The organism is Nostoc sp. FACHB-133, from assembly GCF_014698055.1.
Classification (GTDB): Bacteria; Cyanobacteriota; Cyanobacteriia; order Cyanobacteriales; family Nostocaceae; genus Nostoc.
Window position 1 is genome coordinate 80,461 of sequence record NZ_JACJSH010000010.1, and the last position, 17,905, is coordinate 98,365.

Below are 17,905 nucleotides of genomic sequence, written 5' to 3' on the forward strand. Positions count from 1 at the left end.
TAATATATATAATGCTACTTAGACTAGATTTACAAAGCGTAAATACCAAACGATTATCCACGCTTATGAAGTCGTGGTAAGAGTTGCGAGTTTTAGGGACACAAAGAAATGTACCCTAGCCCAAGCTTGATATGGTGTGGTGAGGAGCTAACAGAGAGTAGCAAATTCACTTAGTACAGAAAGTACTAAGTCTTGGTCAGATTAGGGCAAATGCCAAGCCCCAGCTTTTAGGCGTGAGGTTTCTGACTGTCTTGGTATTAAGTAATGCCAAGGTAGTTAGAAATGCTTAAGCAATAAAATGCCATCGAAGAAATTTTACAGGTAAAATGCAATTTTGTCTGTAAAACTTAATAAACACTTTGTTTTACAGTGATTTTCCCAATGCAAATCATAAGAATTTAAGCTATGGGATATATGTGGTTTAAAGCTGCTACGGTGGTGGACACACTTAAGTAGTACGCATTACTGATTTGCTGGACAAGAGAATCTCTTGTCGCATTTGGTAAATGTGATAGTAAATTTATCAAAGAAGACGCAAAGACTAGAGCATCGATTCAGTAATCAAAAACCTAATCCCCAGCCTCCTTGGCTAAAAGATAAGAGGTTGGGGAGAGATGATTCGTTACTGATAGGACTTACGCAAAACTAGTTGCTGTAGGGACAATTTATGAATTGCCCTACTTGAAAATCCTTCTTTTCGGCCATTATTTACGTAAGTCCTGACTGAATTGGTGTTCTCGGAGAGATAGAGACGTAGAGTGCGATACCTCTCACAGTTCTCCGTGTTCTCCGAACTTTTGAGCTAAGGCTTCCTTAGATTAAACTTTTGTCTTTGTGTCTTTGTGTCCTTTGAAAGTGCCCGGCACATTGGCAATCTTCTATATATGTCACAGACTCCCGATGCTCCATCATCTTCTCTGCGGGCTATTGCCCAAACCTTTCGCCTTACAGGTTGGATTAGCTTCTGGATTCAGCTAGTACTAGGCGTTGTTTCTAGCATAATTGTGTTGCTGTTCGCCATCTTTAATCAAAGAACTGGTAGTCCTAGTAATAATCCTGGGACTGGCTTTGGCGTATTTTTAGCAATTTGTGGACTAGTTGTTTTGGGTGGAGGTATTTATTTAGCTTATCGTTACACTAGAATTGGCAAGCAATTAGAATCCTCCAATCCCAGCAACCGCCCTCGCAAAAGTGAGACTGTGCAAGTATTACGCTTAGGGCTGTGGGTAAATTTAGGCGGAACACTGGTGACTCTTTTAGGCGCGCAAGCGATCGTTGGTACACTGGTAGCAAGATCCATATCTCCTCAAGCTATAACTACACAATTTTTTGACCCTACCCGTATTATTAGCGGTCTAGATATGCTTGTCGTACAGGCAAATACCAACACTGTATCAGCACATTTTGCAGGGCTTGTAGCGTCACTTTGGCTACTCAATCGTATTAACCGACCTTAGTATGAGTTCTATTAGCGGTAGCGGGGCGGGCATTTCGCCTATGCTGAGTTTTCAAGAGTCAAAAGAAAATTATCATACTTTTCCGAAACGGGCAAAACTGCGTGTGAAGACAACTACATAATCCTTGAAAAAACATCCTGATAGTACAGCATTGCGTAAATGAACTATCCATTTCAAATCAATGAAACGCTTGCAGTATAGGAATTACCAATTACCTTAGCGAGTCGAGAGAGCGGTACACTACGCATAGCAATATCACCGTAGAGGTACGGATGTCATTAAGAATTCCGCCAAGCTGTACTAACAAGTGATGTCAAAACTAGAACAGGGATGATGTTGTATACCTTTTTTATAAGTTTGAACACTATGAAAAATCAACCAGCCCATAAATTTAATCAAGACGTATGGAGATTTGGCGTACAGGTTTTCTTTAGTAGCATCGTATTGGGGCTGTGCATTTTCAAGCTTGGCTCGCCAGGGGACGATAAGAATGTTGCTCTGTATTGGGGTGGTTTATCAAGTGTGCTTGCATACTGGTTGCCTTCACCTGGACAAACTAGAGACGATAAGGAAGCACAGAGTATCACTCAAAGGACGTTTGCAGCCACTGATAACAATAATGGTAATGGTCAAAGTCTTGCTCAGGTTACTGAAACAAGAGTAGCTCAGGATACTAGCTCATGATTGGTTAAATGCAATATATGCTTTCTTAGCCCTGGCAGTGATGCTAGGGAAAAATCTTGATTCAGAGATTAAGACTGAATTTTTGCAATAAACTTTGTTTTTCCAGTCACAGCAAACCAAAATTACTATATGCTAAATGCTTAATGTGTTAACTGTATTGACAGGAAGATTTTAGGCTAGAAACTGAGAAAAATCTGTGCTGGATATTAAGCAAATACGGGAAAATCCGCAATTAGTTCAAGAACGATTGAATAGTCGTAGTGGTAAATACGACATTGAACCGATATTACTGTTAGATCGGCAACAACGGGAACTTGAGGGGACACGTAGTCAACTCCAAGCTCGTAGCAACGAAATTGGTAAAATTGTTGGGCAGAAGATTAAATCTGGGATCAGTCCTCAAGACCCAGAAATTCAAGCTTTGCGGGATGAAGGTAACTCTGTAAAAGCTACTTTGAGTCAACTGGAACCCCAAGAAAAAGAACTCAAAGCTGAAATTGCCCAACTTGTGTTGGCACTTCCCAACTTGCCAAGCGACTCTACACCCCTTGGTAAGAATGAGGAAGATAACGTAGAAGTGCGCCGTTGGGGTGATGAGTACATTCCCCAAAATCCGAATATTCTCCCTCACTGGGAAATTGGCGAAAAGCTGGGTATTCTCAATGTTGAACGAGCTGTAAAAGTTGCTCAAAGTCGCTTTGTGACATTGATAGGCGCTGGTGCGGCATTGGAGAGGGCATTAATTCAATTTATGCTGACTCTCCATACTCAAGCTGGGTATGTGGAAGTTAGTCCGCCTCTGTTAGTGAATACCGAGTCTTTGACGGCGACCGGTCAGTTACCCAAATTTGCGGAAGAAAGCTTTAAATGCGCGGATGATGATTTATGGCTGATTCCGACGGCGGAAGTTCCAGTTACAAATCTCTATCGGGGTGAAATTCTTGCTGCTGAAGATTTGCCTATTTACCACTGCGCTTTTACTCCCTGTTTTCGCCGCGAAGCTGGTAGCTATGGGCGCGATATGCGGGGGTTAATTCGCCTACATCAGTTCAACAAGGTGGAAATGGTGAAATTTGTTGAACCTAGTACGTCTTTTGATGAACTGGAGAAATTGGTGGGGAATGCAGAAGCGATTTTACAGGCGTTGCGGTTGCCTTATCGAGTAGTAAATTTAAGTACTGGAGATTTGGGAGTTGCCTCTACCAAAACTTATGATTTAGAGGTTTGGTTGCCCTCTTCTGGCAAATACCGCGAGATTTCGAGCTGTTCCAATACTATAGATTTCCAAGCAAGACGGGCTGATATTCGCTTCAAAGAGGCGGGGAAAAAAGGAACTCAGTTCGTACATACCCTCAATGGTTCGGGTTTGGCGGTGGGAAGGACTATGGCAGCAATTTTGGAGAATTATCAACAACCTGATGGGACAGTGAAGATACCAGAAGCGCTGCAACCTTATTTTGGGCGTGAAGTTTTATAAGTTGTCATTAGTCATTTGTCCTTTGTTCTTTACCAATGACCAATGACCAATGACCAATACCCAATACCCAATGCCCAATTAGAATGGAGATAACTATAGCTTAATATTTTCTCTAATTTACTCTATGTCAGTTTTAGCAGCGATCGCAGTCTTGGCTGTTTTAATCTTGGTACACGAGTTGGGACATTTTGTTGCAGCACGTTCTCAAGGCATTCTCGTTAACCGTTTTTCTTTGGGTTTTGGCCCAGTTCTTTTGAAGTATCAAGGTTCACAAACCGAATATGCTATCCGCGCCTTTCCCTTGGGCGGCTTTGTGGGCTTTCCTGATGATGACCCCGATAGCGATGTTCCACCCAATGACCCAAATCTGCTGCGTAACCGTCCAGTTTTAGACCGGGCGATTGTCATCAGTGCTGGAGTGATTGCAAATTTAATATTTGCCTATTTGGTGCTGGTTCTGCAATTGGGTATCGTTGGTATTCCCAAAGAATTAAACTATCAAGCTGGTGTCATTGTACAGCCCGTTAATCAAGAATCTGTTGCCTATCAAGCAGGAATTCGGGAAGGAGATATTATTCTGGCTGTTAACGGTCAAGAACTCCCGGCTTCTGACAAATCAACTCCTTTGCTGACTAAAGAAATTCAAACTCATCCCAATCAGCCAATCGAACTGAAAATTCTGCGTGAAAACCAACAACAAACCCTGAAATTAACGCCAAAACTGGGAGCCGATGGCAAAGGTGTAGTTGGTGTGGCACTTAGTCCAAATGCTACAGCAGTTTATCGCCGTCCGAATAGTCCTTTTGAAATTTTTGGTCTTGCTGCTAACAGGTTTCAACAATTATTTGTTGGGACACTGAGCGGTTTTGGACAGTTGATTACCAACTTTCAACAAACTGCTGGACAAGTTTCTGGGCCAGTTAATATTGTCAAAATCGGTGCAAAATTAGCTGAGGATAATAGCGTAAATCTGTTGTCTTTTGCGGCAATTATCAGCATTAACTTGGCTATTATCAATATTTTGCCTTTGCCAGCTTTGGATGGTGGACAACTAGCTTTTCTGCTGATTGAAGGTTTACGCGGTAAGCCTGTACCGTCCCGGATTCAAGAAGGTGTAATGCAAACTGGTTTGGTATTACTCTTAGGGTTAGGAATTTTTCTGATCGTCAAAGAAACTACTCAATTAACTAGCCAATTGGAGTGGGTACAAAAATTATTCCAGTGATTACTACCCGCAAATCGTTATCTAAAAAGAAGCGATCGCTAGAAATTTTAGCTCGTCTGAAGCGTCTTTATCCAGATGCTACTTGCTCTTTGAACTACTCAACGCCAGTACAATTGTTGGTGGCAACGATTCTCTCTGCTCAATGTACTGATGAACGAGTGAATAAGGTGACACCAGCTTTATTTGGTAAGTTTCCTGATGCTGAGAGTTTAGCGATCGCTGACTTAGTAGAATTAGAAAGTTTGGTGCGTTCTACAGGGTTTTATCACAATAAAGCTAAAAACATTCAAGCCGCTTGTCGGATGATTGTTACCGAGTTTAACTCTGTTGTCCCCAACCAGATGGAACAGTTGTTAAAGCTTCCTGGGGTGGCGCGGAAGACAGCAAATGTCGTTCTGGCTCATGCTTATGGTATTAATGCTGGCGTGACGGTAGATACTCACGTCAAGCGCCTCAGCCAACGCTTGGGTTTAACTGAAGCAAAAGACCCCGTTCGGATTGAGCAAGATTTAATGGGTTTATTGCCTCAGCCTGATTGGGAAAATTGGTCAATTCGGTTGATTTATCATGGTCGTGCTATTTGTAAAGCCCGCTCTCCCATTTGCGTTGCGTGTGAGCTTGCTGATTTATGCCCTGTAGCGAATAAGCCAGTGGTTGTAGGGTAAGCGACACAAGTAACCCCAGAATTGATGGAGAGACTGTAGAATGGAGAACGGTGTCTTTAAAGAAGTTAGAGAATAATGGCTAAAAAGAGCATGATTGAGCGCGAGAAAAAGCGCACCAGGTTGATAGAAAAGTATGCTGACAAGCGGGAAGCCCTTTTGGATGAGTTCAGAAGCGCAGCATCTCCTTTGGATAAGCTAGAAATCCACCGGAAGATTCAACAGCTACCCCGGAATAGTGCGCCCACCCGCCACCGCAACCGTTGCTGGTTGACTGGTCGTTCTAGAGGAGTTTACCGCGATTTCGGACTCTCTCGGAACGTACTACGAGAATGGGCGCATGAAGGTCTTTTACCTGGAGTTGTTAAGTCTAGCTGGTAGTTAAGAGTCATTAGTCATTAGTGAGCCAGCGCGGTCTTGGGGGTTTCCCCCATGAGTGACTGGCGAACCCGTAAGGGTCATTAGTCATTGGTAAAGAACAAATGACAAAGGACAAATGACAAATGACAAAATATTATTGACCACAACACTTATCAATTCCCAGACTTTCTAAGAGTAGATCGCTGACGGCGTTGGCGATCGCAAACTCTCCATAAAAGCTATTGGAAAAATCATACGACTGCATCTCTGTGACAATGGCAATTACCAGAGAACCAAGGTCGTTTTCTCCTTCCATACGTTGACGCACAAAAATCTGTGCGGCTCGTTGGGCAATATTTTGGTTTACTGCTTCGGGGATAAATTCTGTATCTAGCCACCGTTGTAAGCGTTCTCGTAACCATTCACCTTCGAGTAACGGATTCTCAGGCGGTGGTAGGGTGATGGGTGGGATTGGTTGAGTCATGTTTTTTAACGCAGAGGGACGCGGAGGGAAACGCAGAGGAACGCTGAGGTTGACTTCTAGCATCAAATTGCGTTTCTCTAGTGTTTTTTTTATATTTATTTATGCAATATGATATCGCCGCTATTGTTGAGGGCTATGCACAAGGCTATTTTCTCATGGCTGATGAGCGCGATCGCCTGAGTTGGTACGGAAGTCGCGATCGGACTTTTATTCCTTTGGATGGACGGTTTCGCTACCCCAAGTCTTTACAGCGTGTCTTGAATCAAGAACGGTTTACTGTGGCGATTAATCGCGATTTCCAAGCTGTGGTGGCTGGGTGTGCCGATAGAGAGATAACTTGGATTTCACCGGAATTGGAAAAGATTTACTGGCTACTTTACCAAAATGGTTATGCTTTTAGTTTTGAAACTTGGCAAGGTGACGAATTAGCTGGGGGAATTTTGGGGATTGTCATTGGCGGTGCTTTTATTGGAGAGTCGATGTTTTACCGCATTCCCGAAGGTTCAAAGGTAGCGATGGTTAAGTTGGTGGAAAGGTTGCGTCAGAGGAAATTTGTGTTTTTCGATGCCCAAATGATGAATCCACATTTGGAGAGGTTTGGTGCTTATCGGGTTGAGGATGAGGAGTATCAAGTTTTACTCAAGCAAGCGTTGCAATGTCGTTGTTCTCTAATAATTTAGTCAGACTAAAGTCTATAATTGTTCATCTGTGTTAGACTCTCGCAATTATCATGTCAAGGGTGGACAAAAGTAAGTATGCCTATGGATATTGCTGTTACTGACTTGATTGCCACTCTTATTGAGCGATTGCAAGGTAGTGAAACGCTAGAAGTCGAAGTCAAATTAGCTCAAGGCGGTATACCTAAAAGCCTGTGGGAGACAGTCAGTGCATTTGCCAATACCAATGGTGGGTGGATTCTGTTGGGCATCAAAGAGTCAAATAATATGCTTGAGGTTGAAGGGCTTTCTAACCCGTCCAAAATGTTGGATGATTTCTACAACATGTTGCGTAATCCTCAAAAAATTAATTACCCAATTTGTAACGCACAGGATGCACGGATTGAAAGTTTAGATGGGAAGGAAATACTTGTTATCCGTGTGGCAGAAGCGCCACGTCAACAACGTCCTGTCTATATCAATGGCAACCCATATAATGGTACTTATGTGAGACGCCACACTGGCGATCATCACTGTACTAAGCCAGAAGTAGACCGGATGATGCGTGAAGCGTCAGATGTCGGTGCAGACTCCGCGATTTTGCCCGGATTTAACTTGGATGATATAGATCAAAATGCATTAACACGATATCGGCGATTAGATCAAACCCTTCACCCTGGCGAACCGCGTAATACCTATGATGATGTCCGCTTTCTGTCAGCAATAGGCGGTTATGGTCGTGAGAGAGGAACTGCAAAGGAGGGCTTAACTGTTGCAGGATTGCTCTTACTGGGAACGGATAAGGGTATTAGGGAGTGGCGATCACGTCATCTTATCGACTATAGAATGGTACTAACTGAAGATGATCCCGATAAGCGCTGGGACGATCGCGTTCCGTGGGAAGGACATTTATTTGGTGCTTTTGAGAATATTTATCTTCGTCTAACAACAGGTTTAGCTACAGCCTTTCAGTTGCAGGGAGCAACACGAATTGAGGAAAGCCCTGTCCATATTGTGCTACGTGAGGCACTTATAAATCTTCTTGTCCACGCTGATTATGCTGTACCAGAAGCATCACTTATTGTCCGCACACCTAGCGGGTTTCTCTTTCGGAACCCTGGAAGTTCTCGTATTTCTGAATTTGATCTTCTTCACGGTGATCGTTCTGATCCGCGTAACCCTGAATTAGTCCGTATGTTTCGTCTAATTGGATTAGCTGAAGAGGCGGGAACTGGCATCCCAAAAATTATCCGAGCATGGCGTGAATTGGGGTTAGAAATGCCCAAAATTGATGCCGGAACAGAGGATACGAATTTGCATTACAGCTTCGTCAGGCTCACTTACTTTCTACCGAGGATCGTCGTTGGCTAAAGAATTTGAGTTCACAGTGGAATGAAGCAGAGCAATTAGCCTTGGTTCATGCCAAGCACCACGGCTATGTTGATAATGCAACACTAACTAGATTAACTGGTCAGCATCCAGCTGACATATCTAAAGTACTCGTTGGTCTTCGTAATCGACAGTTTTTACAAATGGTTAGCGGAGGGCGTTACGCTTGTTACGAGTTAAGTTCACAGGTTACATCTGGAACTCGAATGCCTATAAATACTGTTATATTGCCCAGCAAACAAGAAACTATTCCAATAAATATTTGGAATGAACTGATGCAGCTAGGTACAATTATCCGGGATCATCCTCGAGTGAATCGCCTAACATTAGAAACAGTCATAGTACAAATATGTGCATTAGCTCCACTAGGAGTTAATGATCTTGAAACTCTTTTACAACGTAAAAAGCAATATCTTCTAAAAATAATTCGCGCCTTGATTGCGTCAGGTCGTATTAACTACTTCTATCCTCATCAACCTAATCATCCACGTCAGAAATATATTGCAACCGAGATAGTTAGTCAAAATGCTAGAAGCGGATGATCTGAAAGCAGCACTTCTGTACGCTTCACGTAAGCTCAATCATCCCGTTTTGGTCGCATGACGATCTGGATAGATGCACATCTGTGACCTGCAATTGCAACTTGGATCACCATCACATTCGGCATAACCGCATTAGCTTTGCGTGATATTGGGTTGAGAGATGCCGAAGATACTGAGATTTTCGAGGCAGCGAGGGCTATAAGAGTCATCCAGTGACTTTACTGACTTAGTTGATCGTTTTGGAACACCGCCACAAGTTATCTGGTTGACGTGTGGCAATACGTCAAATCACCGATTGAAAGAGATTCTGAATTCAACACTGCCAGAAGCATTAAAGCTTTTGCGATTTGGTGAAGCGTTAGTCGAAATCAGAGGGGATTAACGGTGCAGGCTAACAAAAGCGATCGCAGTCTAACAAACCTACTGCACCGTAACGTAGTTTGAGGTTTCTTGGGCTACCCTAAAGATACAATCGGTAAATTAGCCTTGTTATGAGTGTTGTAATCTCAGACGAAATTCTACAAGCATCTCAGCTTACCCCAAGCGAGTTTTGTCAAGAAATTGCGTTATTCCTATTCCAGACAGGACGCTTAACGATAGGCTACTCCAGTCAGCTAGCGGATATGCAACCCAATACCTTTGGCCAACTCCTCAAGCAGCGAAACATCCCTCTCTACTCCTACGACGTTGAGGACTTTGAATTGGATTTGAAAAACCTGCGAGAGCTGGGAAGGCTGTGATTGTTATCAGCGATACGTCGGCAATCACAAATTTGGCAGCAATTCAACACTTGCAACTTCTAGCTCAACTCTACACTCAAGTCACCATTCCCGAAGCAGTATATTGTGAGCTTACCGATATCGATCCTCCAGTTCCTGGAACCTCTGAAGTTCAAACTACTTCTTGGCTGGAAGTTCGAAAAGTTGCAAGCCGTGAGATTGTTGAACGCCTTCGAGATGAGGTGAAATTAGATCCTGGAGAGTCTGAGGCGATCGCCCTTACTTTAGAACTGAGTGCTGATTTGCTATTGATTGATGAACGTCGAAGTCGAGCAGAAGCTAATCGCCTAGGATTAAGGATTACTGGATTGCTGGGTATTTTGATTGAGGCGAAACACCAAAATCTCATAGTTGCTGTCAAACCGTTGATGGATGCCTTAATTACTACATCAGAGTTTAGAGTTTCTCCAGCCCTATACAATTAGGTTTTAAATATGGTAAATGAAGTGTGATGTCTCATGAGATAGTGCGATCGCACTCACAAATCCTTTCCTTTACACCCTTTCTTCAGTAACTAATGTCAGACTAACCCATTCGCCTTTGTCGTTATAGCTGCGAATCATCCTCTGGCGCAGATTTGTCTGGATTAACCAACCCGCTTCTAGAAATAAGGGTTGACGTAATTGTACCTTGAGAGGAGAAGTTGCAGAAGCGCCATCAGGTAACAATAATACTTGTACTTGCTTTTGGGGATCTTGGTCAAAGAGAACGATGGAACCTTTGATAGTAGCAGTTGAGGTAATTGTGCGATCGCCAAAAGAAGTACTTTGAATTAATCGCCCAGCATCATCAAGTTGTATTTTTAAAGTTGTAGAGTAAATATCAGGCGATCGCAAATCTCGATAGATTGTCACAGCTTGTCCTCGCCATTCTCCTAACAAGTCATGTATCTGCAAAGGGGGACGTTCTGCTACTAAGGTTCCAGCTAGATGTTCTCGAATGAGAGTTAGTCCATTTAGATGACCATTTTTATCAAACAGTTGTACCAGACGTAAGCGGCGATTTTCATGAACAAAAGCGAGTTCTCCACCAAATTCGGAAAATGGCCCTAGCTGAATTAAACCTTCAGAAAATGAACCATTTTCAAAAAATAGCAAACCCCCTCCCACAGACCTAAATTCTCTGATTACATCATCCTTTCCCGAACGACTCAGAGTTAGGCGTACTGTCTGGTTATTGTTCAAACCTTCTAGACAAAGACGGCTAGAAGTATCGTTCAAAAGCGTACCTTGGGGAGAAAAATTGGTAAATGAACCTTCCCATACACCAAGATTTTGCAGAAAACATTCCCATTGCGATTTCATAAAGATTTGTCCTTTGTCATTTGTCATTGGTCATTTGATTAGCCTTGTTAAGTTGATATGTAGGATTAATTTCATATTCGTTCAATCCCAAACTTGAGTTGTTCTTTTAAAAACTTGAAAATTTTAAGTTAAAAGGTCGAAGTTCCGAGTTCAAATGACAAAGGACAAATGACTATCCTTTAGCAAAACTTCGGACTGCAAATAAGCTCCCCATTAATCCTACAGCTGCACCGAAACTCAAGAGAATCAAGGGTAATAGTAAAACTTGGGCTGGAGTGAGTTGCACACCATTGCTGATAACTTGAATAAACTCAGGTTGATTGGCTAGCAATTTACCAAGAAACTGTTGAATCACAGAAATGAAACTCCAAGCGATCGCACCACCAACTAAACCAAAAGCAATTCCTTGTAAAATAAACGGCAGGTAAATCCAAGCTGAGGTTGCTCCCACTAGTTGCATAATTTCAATTTCTTGCCGTCGCGCCATGACAATCAACCGAATTGTGGTTGTAGTCACTGCGATCGCTGTTAGGGTCAGAATAATTGTAATTGTTAAAGTAATCCAGTTCAGCCCTCGGTGCAACTGGGCAATACGTTTAACTGCTTCATCGATATACTCCACCGTCTCAACTCCCGGCAACTTAGCCAGTTGCGTTGCTAAAGTTGGTACAACTTGAGAATTACGTGCTTTCACCTTCATCTCGTCAACCAAGGGATTCTCACCTAGCTGCTGTGTAGCACCCTCAATATCAGAAATTCTCATTTCCTTAACTAACTTAGTCCAAGCTTGCTCTTTGGTAATGGTTTGCATCGCCGCGACCTCTGGCATTTTTGCGATCAGTGGCTCAATATTTTCGGCACGTGCATCCGGTTCAAGATAAACTGACACTTCTAGCTGACTACCGAACTGATAGAGTAGTTTTTCGACTTGCCAAGAGGTTTGCAAACTCAAACCAAATAAAAACAGTAACACTGTCACAGTACTTACAGCTGCCCAATTCATCCAACCTCCCCGCAGCAAACCGAGGAAAGTTTCTTTAAGCAGATAGTCTAGTTTCGTAAAAGACTTAAACATAATTCGTAATTCGTAATTCGTAATTCGTAATTAATAATTCCCAATTCCCCATTCCCAATTCCCCATTCCCCATTCCCCATTCCCAATTCCCCACTCCCCATTCCCCAACTTGATAGAATGAAAATAGTAAGAATTTTCACCACTAGCCATTGAGACTCATGCCTTCTGAAATTGCTGTAGAGAAAAAAAAGTTAAAAAATCCACCTTTGGAGCTTCATTATTTAGGCGATCGCGTGCTGCGTCAAGCTGCAAAGCGGGTTTCTAAAGTAGATGACGAACTTCGCCGGATGGTGCGGGAAATGCTGCAAACTATGTACAGCAAAGATGGCATTGGTTTGGCTGCCCCCCAAGTGGGAATTCACAAACAACTAATTGTCATCGACCTGGAACCAGAGAACGCAGCTAATCCGCCTTTGGTGTTGATTAACCCCACCATTAAACAAGTCAGCCGTGACATCTCTGTTGCCGAAGAAGGATGCTTAAGCATTCCTAACGTATATCTAGACGTAAAGCGTCCTGAAGTCGTGGAGATAGCCTATAAAGACGAATATGGTCGTCCTCGAACATTAAAGGCTAATACCCTTTTAGGACGCTGCATTCAGCACGAGATGGATCACCTCAACGGTGTGGTATTTGTAGACCGTGTAGAAAACTCCTTGACTTTAGCCCAGGAGCTATCTAAAAATGGCTTCTCGTATCAAGCGGTGAAACCAATAGCATAGGGGGCTAGTAGTGTATTTAACTCCAAAAAGCAGTTTATTTCTGGGTGGTTCTTGTGTAAGTGCGATCGCAGCTGTTGGTTCGATTTTTGAACTCAGTTACGGACAACCAGATTTGGGTTTCCAAGTCACGGCGATTATCCTCGCATTGAGCATTCCACTCACCGGATTCTTTTTCTTTGCCGCAGTGAAGGACGCAAGGGCTAACATGAAATAAGCATCAGGTACATAAAAAAGGTAAAAGGATGAAGGGAAAGGCAAAATTCATTCTTTTACCTTTTATTTTTACCCTGGATCTTCCACTGCCCCTAAAGCTTTCAGCGTTACTACCTGTGCTGCGGTTAACCTTGTCACGCCAGTGATATTCATTCTTTCGTAGGGTTTTGGCGATGTCTACGACGAGTGGTTCCTGAGCGCAGCCGTAAATAGCTACGCTTAGGGCGTAGCCTCTCGTAGAGAAGAGCTACGCCTACGCAGTATTTTTAGGCACTCACCTGTCAATACATCCCAAACTTTAATTGTCTCATCTTGGCTACCACAAATTAAGGTTTGACCATCGGGACTAAAGGCAACTGACCTGACTCTATTGGTATTTCCCTGTAAATTTTTAAAGCATTTTACCGTGTGGAGATCCCATAACTTTACTGTTTGGTCTTCACTGCCACTAGCTAAAATTTGACCATCGGGTTTGACCATCGGGACTGAAGGTAACTGATTTTACCGAACCGTTATGTCCAGCACAAGTAAATGGCTTATAAATAGCCTAATATCCCCAGTAGTAACTTTGTGATAAACCTGTTCAATTAATCGGTTAGTCATGTATTTCATCACCACAGAGTGGAGGGTGAAAATGCAGTTCTTTGTTCAATTAGCGAGTGCTTCAAGTACTTCCCTTTTGGGCAAGGGACGCACAATATCATCTAGCAATTATTCTAGGTAAACTAACTCGCGCTTGATTGCTTGGCTCCATCAAGTCCCAAGGAAAAACGAAATATTCTAATCACCAAGATAAGGCAGATGATGAAGAGTTGAAATAACAGATATGAGAACTATAGCAGTTAGTGTTTGGGTGTCAACTTAGAGCCAGGGCGGAGGTCATTCGCCCTTTTAACTTCTAAAATAGAAGAATGCTGTTAACTCCCACTCAACTACTGCGACTGTCTCAAGGACAACTCAACTTACTAGAAGCTTGTCCGCGTAAATTTCAACATACCTATCTAGAAAAACTCAATTCGCCCTCAAATCCAGAACAAGAAGAACGGCAAACTTTGGGTAGTCGTTTTCACTTGCTAATGCAGCAGCGAGAAATGGGTTTGCCAATTGACAGTTTTTTGCAAGCAGATGCTAAACTGCAAAGCTGGATGCTAGGTTTTGCTGATGCAGCACCTGAAATTTTAACGGCTGCATCTGATAATCAAACTTTCCGTGAGAGTGAACACTACCGCACCCTGCAAGTTCAGAATTATTTGCTGACGGTTGTCTATGATTTATTGATTGCAGATAACCAACAAGCGCAAATTCTCGACTGGAAAACTTATCCTAAACCACCCAATAAACGCGAGTTAGAGTCCAACTGGCAAACACGGCTTTATCTGTATGTATTGGCAGAAACTAGCGATTATTCGCCAGAAAATATTTCCATGACTTACTGGTTTGTCCAATCTGAGGGTAAGCCGCAAAATATTAAATTTAATTACAATACTGTTCAACACACAAAAATAGCAAAGAAACTTAATCAATTGTTAAGTCAGTTAACTAATTGGCTGGAAGATTACCAAAATAACCAGCAGTTTCCTCAAGTGGTAGAGGGTAGCAAAACCTGTGATTATTGTCAGTTTGCCAAACGGTGCGATCGCACACAAGTTTCTGAAGAAGCAGTGAAAGACTCATTGCCAAATTTTGACAGCATTCAAGAAGTCTCACTCAACCCCATACATTAAAGGATGTTTGTCAAGTCCAATAGGGATATAAAAAAATCACAACTTCTAAATTTATGTCAACTTTTGACGAAACTGAAGCCATTTATGTCCGCGAATTAGGAATTGATGACATTGCTCCCGTTTACCACTTGGGAGAAGGGTTATTTACCAGCGATTTATATCCTTATTTATACCGCACATGGGATGAATGGGAGGTGATTGGACTTTACAATACCGATCCTGAATATTGTCTTGTGGCTGAAACAGACGGAGAATTAGCCGGATTCATTTTGGGAACTATCATCACCAAAGCATCCTGGACTTATGGATATATTTTATGGTTGGGAGTTAGTCCAAAGTATCAGCGTCGGGGAGTAGCAGACAAGTTGGTGGATAAAGTTGTCGCCCGGATGATTGAAGATGGGGCGCGGTTTATGCTGGTAGATACCGATCCCACCAATACTTCAGCCTTAAAGTTTTTTAACCGCAAGGGTTTTGGTAATACTCGCCAGCATATTTTCTTGTCGATGAATTTAAGCAAGCATGAATATTATGGCAGATTAATTGATTACGAACACCAAAAAGCTGAAAGAGCAGGTTACAAGCGATCGCGTCCGGCAATTCGCGCCCGTAAAGCTGAGAGCGTCGCTAATGAAGTAATTCTTAATCCCCTAGCAGGTGAATCTCAAATAACTGAGGATCAATCCCCGATTTAAACAATGCCAGAACAACAGCAGTGGACTATAATAGCAACCGAACAACCCCCGGAATGGTTCATCCAAGCGGTGAAGCAGCATACACCCACATCAAGTGGAATATATGCAGCACAATTGTTGTGGCAACGGGGAATTAAAGATAATCAACAATTAACAGCTTTTATTAACTATAAAGCTTATCAACCAGCGAGTCCCTTTGAGTTTGGGCAAGAAATGGACTTAGCGATCGCACGGTTGCAACAAGCATATAACGCCAAAGAAAAAATTGCTATTTGGGGAGACTTTGATGCTGATGGGATTACTGCTACATCTGTACTTTGGGATGGATTAGGGCAATTTTTTAAACAAAATACTCAGTTAATTTTCTATATTCCCAATCGCCTGAAAGAATCTCACGGTCTCAATAATCAAGGGATTGATAACTTAGCAAAACAAGGTTGTAAATTAATTGTTACTTGCGATACTGGCAGCACAAATATTGAGGAAATTATCTACGCTAAACAGCTAGGCATAGATGTAATAGTTACAGACCATCATACTTTACCAACTGAACGCCCACCCGTCGCAGCAATTATCAATCCCCGCTATTTTTCAAGAGAACATCAGCTATTTAATCTTTCTGGGGTAGCGGTAGCTTATAAGTTAGTGGAGGCACTATATCAAAGTCTGCCTAATGTTGCAAAACATCCGTTAGAGGATTTATTAGATTTAGTAGCAGTAGGATTAATTGCCGACTTAGTGCAATTAAGTGGAGATTGTCGTTATTTGGCGCAGTTGGGAATTCAACGACTACAAGAAGATTTTAAACAGCCACCAGCAGCGCGTCGTCGTCCGGGAGTGGGGCGATTATTAGAATTGTGCCAGAAAAGTGGCGATCGCCCCACAGATATTTCCTTTGGTTTGGGGCCAAGAATTAACGCTGTCAGCCGCATCCAAGGTGATGCCAGTTTTTGCGTTGAATTATTAACCAGTCGAGATGTCAAACGTTGTAACGAATTAGCCGAAGTTACAGAACTCGCAAACACCAGGCGCAAATCTTTGCAAAAAGATGTACAAGCGCAAGTAGCACAAAAACTTACTCAATTAGACTTATCAACCACCAGCGTCATTGTCCTAGAAGATGCCCAATGGCCTGCGGGTGTGTTGGGCTTAGTTGCCGGACAAGTAGCACAAGAAACAGGTCGCCCAACGATTTTGTTAAGTACAGAAGGACTGGGAACAGAGGAAGAATTTTCTCAATCCCCAATCCCTAATACTTCTCTACGAGAGGCTGCGCTCAGTACAAGTCCCCAATCCCTAGCCCGTGGTTCTGCCCGTTCGGTGAATTCTGTAGATTTATACCAACTGGTAAAAGACCAAGCACATTTGTTACATCGCTTTGGCGGACATCCCTTTGCAGCTGGGTTGAGTTTGTTAGTAGAGAATATTCCTTTATTTGCAGCAGCGATTAATCAGCAGTTGCGGCAATCTTTAGGTAGTACAACCCTAACGCCAACGGTGCAAGCAGACTTGACGGTGACAGTTGCAGACTTGGGGAAAGAGTTATTTTTAGAACTGAAAGTGCTAGAACCTTGTGGAATGGGTAATGCTGTTCCGAAATTGCTCATTCAAAACTGTTGGTTTGAAAATGCCTGGCATCGTAATCAGCAGGATTGGCAAGGGAAGAAGGTACAGTACATTAAAACTGAGTTTGACATTCGGGATGATTCCGGCAGAAGTGCTTTTCCTGGCTTATGGTGGGGACACTACAAAGATGAATTGCCCATAGGAAGGTGTGATTGCATAGCTGAACTGGACTACAATACCTTTAAAAAACGTTATGAAATCAGATTAATTGCCGTGCGTCCGAGTGTTAACTCAGCACTGAACACTCAACACTCACCACTCATCTTAGACTTACGGAATCGGGAACACTCACAGGCTAGGGCTAACACAACTCAGGACTTAGCGTTGATTCTTGAAGATTGTCCCACGAGTTGGGATAATTTACGTCTATGGTTGCGGCGATGTTTAGCGATAAGCCGCTCTGCATCTACGGTTTCCAATCAACAACAATTAGCGATCGCTTGGTCTAAACCCAACCACCAACCACCCAATCAAATTTGGCTGACTCTTGTCGGAATTGCCAAATATCTCAGCCGCACAAATCAACTAGTTACGCGCGTCCAACTTTTAGAGAAAATCGGCATCAGCGATCAAACTTTACTTGTAGGAATCAAAGCCTTAAAACATTTAGGGTTCACAGTCAAACGACAAGACAATTATTTACAAATTACCTGGCATTCGAGTGATAGGGCAGAAAACCTTGCTGATGAAGCGGTGGCAAAATTTTTAGCTGCTGTCCGAGAAGAACAATTTCAGCAACAGTATTTTGCTGACGTGCCTTTATCTACTATTGTGGCGATCGCAAATTCCGACAATTATATGAGTACAAATCTTTAAAAATAAAAGCCTGTA

22 protein-coding genes are annotated in these 17,905 nt (G+C 42.6%); 17 read left to right on the forward strand and 5 right to left on the reverse strand.

Features of this window, described 5'->3' with window-relative positions; genetic code table 11:
* Positions 1-884: 884 nt before the first annotated feature.
* The 6 genes from H6G86_RS10805 to rpsN all read left to right on the forward strand — a co-directional run bounded on the left by H6G86_RS10805 (position 885) and on the right by rpsN (position 5,886).
* Entirely contained in the window at positions 885-1,457 is a 573-nt protein-coding gene (locus tag H6G86_RS10805; protein ID WP_114081880.1) for a DUF3611 family protein, read from the forward strand.
* Between the two features lie 366 nt (positions 1,458-1,823).
* The gene (locus H6G86_RS10810; RefSeq protein WP_228058047.1) at positions 1,824-2,141 is read left to right on the forward strand and encodes a hypothetical protein; all 318 of its coding nucleotides are present in this window, start codon (positions 1,824-1,826) and stop codon (positions 2,139-2,141) included.
* A 196-nt stretch (positions 2,142-2,337) separates the two neighbouring features.
* Positions 2,338-3,618 carry a serine--tRNA ligase gene (serS, locus tag H6G86_RS10815; protein ID WP_190934315.1) on the forward strand — a complete coding sequence of 427 codons (1,281 nt, stop codon included), beginning with the start codon at positions 2,338-2,340 and terminating at the stop codon, positions 3,616-3,618.
* A gap of 124 nt (positions 3,619-3,742) precedes the next feature.
* A complete protein-coding gene (gene rseP / locus H6G86_RS10820) occupies positions 3,743-4,843 on the forward strand; it encodes an RIP metalloprotease RseP (RefSeq protein ID WP_190934316.1) in 1,101 nt (366 codons plus the stop codon).
* Complete coding sequence (gene nth / locus H6G86_RS10825) at positions 4,819-5,508, forward strand: endonuclease III (RefSeq protein ID WP_190934317.1); 690 nt, start codon at positions 4,819-4,821, stop codon at positions 5,506-5,508. Before rseP ends, nth begins: the two co-directional genes overlap by 25 nt.
* 75 nt (positions 5,509-5,583) lie before the next feature.
* Positions 5,584-5,886, forward strand: a complete 303-nt coding sequence (gene rpsN / locus H6G86_RS10830) for a 30S ribosomal protein S14 (protein WP_114081875.1) — start codon at positions 5,584-5,586, stop codon at positions 5,884-5,886.
* A gap of 133 nt (positions 5,887-6,019) precedes the next feature.
* On the opposite strand, the gene H6G86_RS10835 is transcribed toward rpsN, so the two are convergent.
* Positions 6,020-6,349 (reverse strand): DUF8822 family protein, encoded by a 330-nt coding sequence (locus H6G86_RS10835; RefSeq protein ID WP_012410384.1) that lies wholly within the window; start codon positions 6,347-6,349, stop codon positions 6,020-6,022.
* 101 nt (positions 6,350-6,450) lie between these two features.
* Here H6G86_RS10835 and aat point away from each other — a divergent pair, with 101 nt between their 5' ends.
* From aat to H6G86_RS10850, 3 genes are all read left to right on the forward strand, one after another.
* Complete coding sequence (gene aat, locus H6G86_RS10840; RefSeq protein ID WP_190934318.1) at positions 6,451-7,029, forward strand: leucyl/phenylalanyl-tRNA--protein transferase; 579 nt, start codon at positions 6,451-6,453, stop codon at positions 7,027-7,029.
* 75 nt (positions 7,030-7,104) lie between these two features.
* A complete protein-coding gene (locus tag H6G86_RS10845; protein ID WP_190934319.1) occupies positions 7,105-8,376 on the forward strand; it encodes an RNA/DNA-binding domain-containing protein in 1,272 nt (423 codons plus the stop codon).
* A gap of 5 nt (positions 8,377-8,381) precedes the next feature.
* A complete protein-coding gene (locus tag H6G86_RS10850; protein ID WP_190934320.1) occupies positions 8,382-8,936 on the forward strand; it encodes a hypothetical protein in 555 nt (184 codons plus the stop codon).
* A 35-nt stretch (positions 8,937-8,971) separates the two neighbouring features.
* Here the strand turns inward: H6G86_RS10850 and H6G86_RS10855 are convergent, their stop codons facing one another.
* Complete coding sequence (locus tag H6G86_RS10855) at positions 8,972-9,145, reverse strand: hypothetical protein (protein WP_190934321.1); 174 nt, start codon at positions 9,143-9,145, stop codon at positions 8,972-8,974.
* A 56-nt stretch (positions 9,146-9,201) separates the two neighbouring features.
* Between H6G86_RS10855 and H6G86_RS39970 the strand changes: the two genes are divergently transcribed.
* The 3 genes from H6G86_RS39970 (at position 9,202) to H6G86_RS10865 (ending at position 10,140) form a co-directional block, all read left to right on the forward strand.
* The gene (locus tag H6G86_RS39970; protein WP_369009467.1) at positions 9,202-9,318 is read left to right on the forward strand and encodes a hypothetical protein; all 117 of its coding nucleotides are present in this window, start codon (positions 9,202-9,204) and stop codon (positions 9,316-9,318) included.
* Positions 9,319-9,427: 109 nt separating this feature from the next.
* On the forward strand, positions 9,428-9,676 hold the full coding sequence (locus H6G86_RS10860; protein WP_190934322.1) for a UPF0175 family protein: 249 nt from the start codon (positions 9,428-9,430) through the stop codon (positions 9,674-9,676).
* On the forward strand, positions 9,673-10,140 hold the full coding sequence (locus H6G86_RS10865) for a PIN domain-containing protein (RefSeq protein ID WP_190934323.1): 468 nt from the start codon (positions 9,673-9,675) through the stop codon (positions 10,138-10,140). The genes H6G86_RS10860 and H6G86_RS10865 overlap by 4 nt, the downstream gene beginning before the upstream one ends.
* Before the next feature lie 69 nt (positions 10,141-10,209).
* Here the strand turns inward: H6G86_RS10865 and H6G86_RS10870 are convergent, their stop codons facing one another.
* Positions 10,210-11,019 (reverse strand): DUF3598 family protein, encoded by an 810-nt coding sequence (locus H6G86_RS10870; RefSeq protein WP_190934385.1) that lies wholly within the window; start codon positions 11,017-11,019, stop codon positions 10,210-10,212.
* A gap of 172 nt (positions 11,020-11,191) precedes the next feature.
* Positions 11,192-12,094 carry a cell division protein FtsX gene (locus tag H6G86_RS10875; protein WP_114081867.1) on the reverse strand — a complete coding sequence of 301 codons (903 nt, stop codon included), beginning with the start codon at positions 12,092-12,094 and terminating at the stop codon, positions 11,192-11,194.
* 158 nt (positions 12,095-12,252) lie between these two features.
* Here H6G86_RS10875 and def point away from each other — a divergent pair, with 158 nt between their 5' ends.
* Both def and H6G86_RS10885 read left to right on the forward strand, forming a co-directional pair.
* Positions 12,253-12,816 (forward strand): peptide deformylase, encoded by a 564-nt coding sequence (gene def, locus H6G86_RS10880; protein ID WP_190934324.1) that lies wholly within the window; start codon positions 12,253-12,255, stop codon positions 12,814-12,816.
* Between the two features lie 10 nt (positions 12,817-12,826).
* The gene (locus tag H6G86_RS10885; RefSeq protein WP_163936482.1) at positions 12,827-13,030 is read left to right on the forward strand and encodes a hypothetical protein; all 204 of its coding nucleotides are present in this window, start codon (positions 12,827-12,829) and stop codon (positions 13,028-13,030) included.
* Between the two features lie 218 nt (positions 13,031-13,248).
* Here H6G86_RS10885 and H6G86_RS40145 read toward each other — a convergent pair whose 3' ends face one another.
* Positions 13,249-13,509 carry a WD40 domain-containing protein gene (locus H6G86_RS40145; protein WP_520449431.1) on the reverse strand — a complete coding sequence of 87 codons (261 nt, stop codon included), beginning with the start codon at positions 13,507-13,509 and terminating at the stop codon, positions 13,249-13,251.
* Between the two features lie 431 nt (positions 13,510-13,940).
* Here H6G86_RS40145 and H6G86_RS10895 point away from each other — a divergent pair, with 431 nt between their 5' ends.
* The 3 genes from H6G86_RS10895 to H6G86_RS10905 are packed head-to-tail and all read left to right on the forward strand — an operon-like array spanning position 13,941 to position 17,890.
* Positions 13,941-14,753 carry a PD-(D/E)XK nuclease family protein gene (locus H6G86_RS10895; protein WP_190934325.1) on the forward strand — a complete coding sequence of 271 codons (813 nt, stop codon included), beginning with the start codon at positions 13,941-13,943 and terminating at the stop codon, positions 14,751-14,753.
* 53 nt (positions 14,754-14,806) lie between these two features.
* Positions 14,807-15,448, forward strand: a complete 642-nt coding sequence (locus H6G86_RS10900; protein WP_190934326.1) for a GNAT family N-acetyltransferase — start codon at positions 14,807-14,809, stop codon at positions 15,446-15,448.
* A gap of 3 nt (positions 15,449-15,451) precedes the next feature.
* A complete protein-coding gene (locus H6G86_RS10905) occupies positions 15,452-17,890 on the forward strand; it encodes a single-stranded-DNA-specific exonuclease RecJ (protein WP_190934327.1) in 2,439 nt (812 codons plus the stop codon).
* Positions 17,891-17,905 lie beyond the last annotated feature (15 nt).

Excerpts from the sequence above, each read along its gene's own strand:
- H6G86_RS10805 (WP_114081880.1), top strand. The coding sequence starts at position 885 with ATGTCACAGACTCCCGATGCTCCATCATCTTCTCTGCGGGCTATTGCC.
- H6G86_RS10810 (WP_228058047.1), top strand. The coding sequence starts at position 1,824 with ATGAAAAATCAACCAGCCCATAAATTTAATCAAGACGTATGGAGATTT.
- rseP (WP_190934316.1), top strand. The coding sequence starts at position 3,743 with ATGTCAGTTTTAGCAGCGATCGCAGTCTTGGCTGTTTTAATCTTGGTA.
- rpsN (WP_114081875.1), top strand. The coding sequence starts at position 5,584 with ATGGCTAAAAAGAGCATGATTGAGCGCGAGAAAAAGCGCACCAGGTTG.
- H6G86_RS10835 (WP_012410384.1), bottom strand. The coding sequence starts at position 6,349 with ATGACTCAACCAATCCCACCCATCACCCTACCACCGCCTGAGAATCCG.
- aat (WP_190934318.1), top strand. The coding sequence starts at position 6,451 with ATGCAATATGATATCGCCGCTATTGTTGAGGGCTATGCACAAGGCTAT.
- H6G86_RS10845 (WP_190934319.1), top strand. The coding sequence starts at position 7,105 with ATGCCTATGGATATTGCTGTTACTGACTTGATTGCCACTCTTATTGAG.
- H6G86_RS10855 (WP_190934321.1), bottom strand. The coding sequence starts at position 9,145 with ATGACTCTTATAGCCCTCGCTGCCTCGAAAATCTCAGTATCTTCGGCA.
- H6G86_RS10860 (WP_190934322.1), top strand. The coding sequence starts at position 9,428 with ATGAGTGTTGTAATCTCAGACGAAATTCTACAAGCATCTCAGCTTACC.
- H6G86_RS10870 (WP_190934385.1), bottom strand. The coding sequence starts at position 11,019 with ATGAAATCGCAATGGGAATGTTTTCTGCAAAATCTTGGTGTATGGGAA.
- H6G86_RS10875 (WP_114081867.1), bottom strand. The coding sequence starts at position 12,094 with ATGTTTAAGTCTTTTACGAAACTAGACTATCTGCTTAAAGAAACTTTC.
- def (WP_190934324.1), top strand. The coding sequence starts at position 12,253 with ATGCCTTCTGAAATTGCTGTAGAGAAAAAAAAGTTAAAAAATCCACCT.
- H6G86_RS40145 (WP_520449431.1), bottom strand. The coding sequence starts at position 13,509 with ATGGTCAAACCCGATGGTCAAATTTTAGCTAGTGGCAGTGAAGACCAA.
- H6G86_RS10895 (WP_190934325.1), top strand. The coding sequence starts at position 13,941 with ATGCTGTTAACTCCCACTCAACTACTGCGACTGTCTCAAGGACAACTC.
- H6G86_RS10900 (WP_190934326.1), top strand. The coding sequence starts at position 14,807 with ATGTCAACTTTTGACGAAACTGAAGCCATTTATGTCCGCGAATTAGGA.
- H6G86_RS10905 (WP_190934327.1), top strand. The coding sequence starts at position 15,452 with ATGCCAGAACAACAGCAGTGGACTATAATAGCAACCGAACAACCCCCG.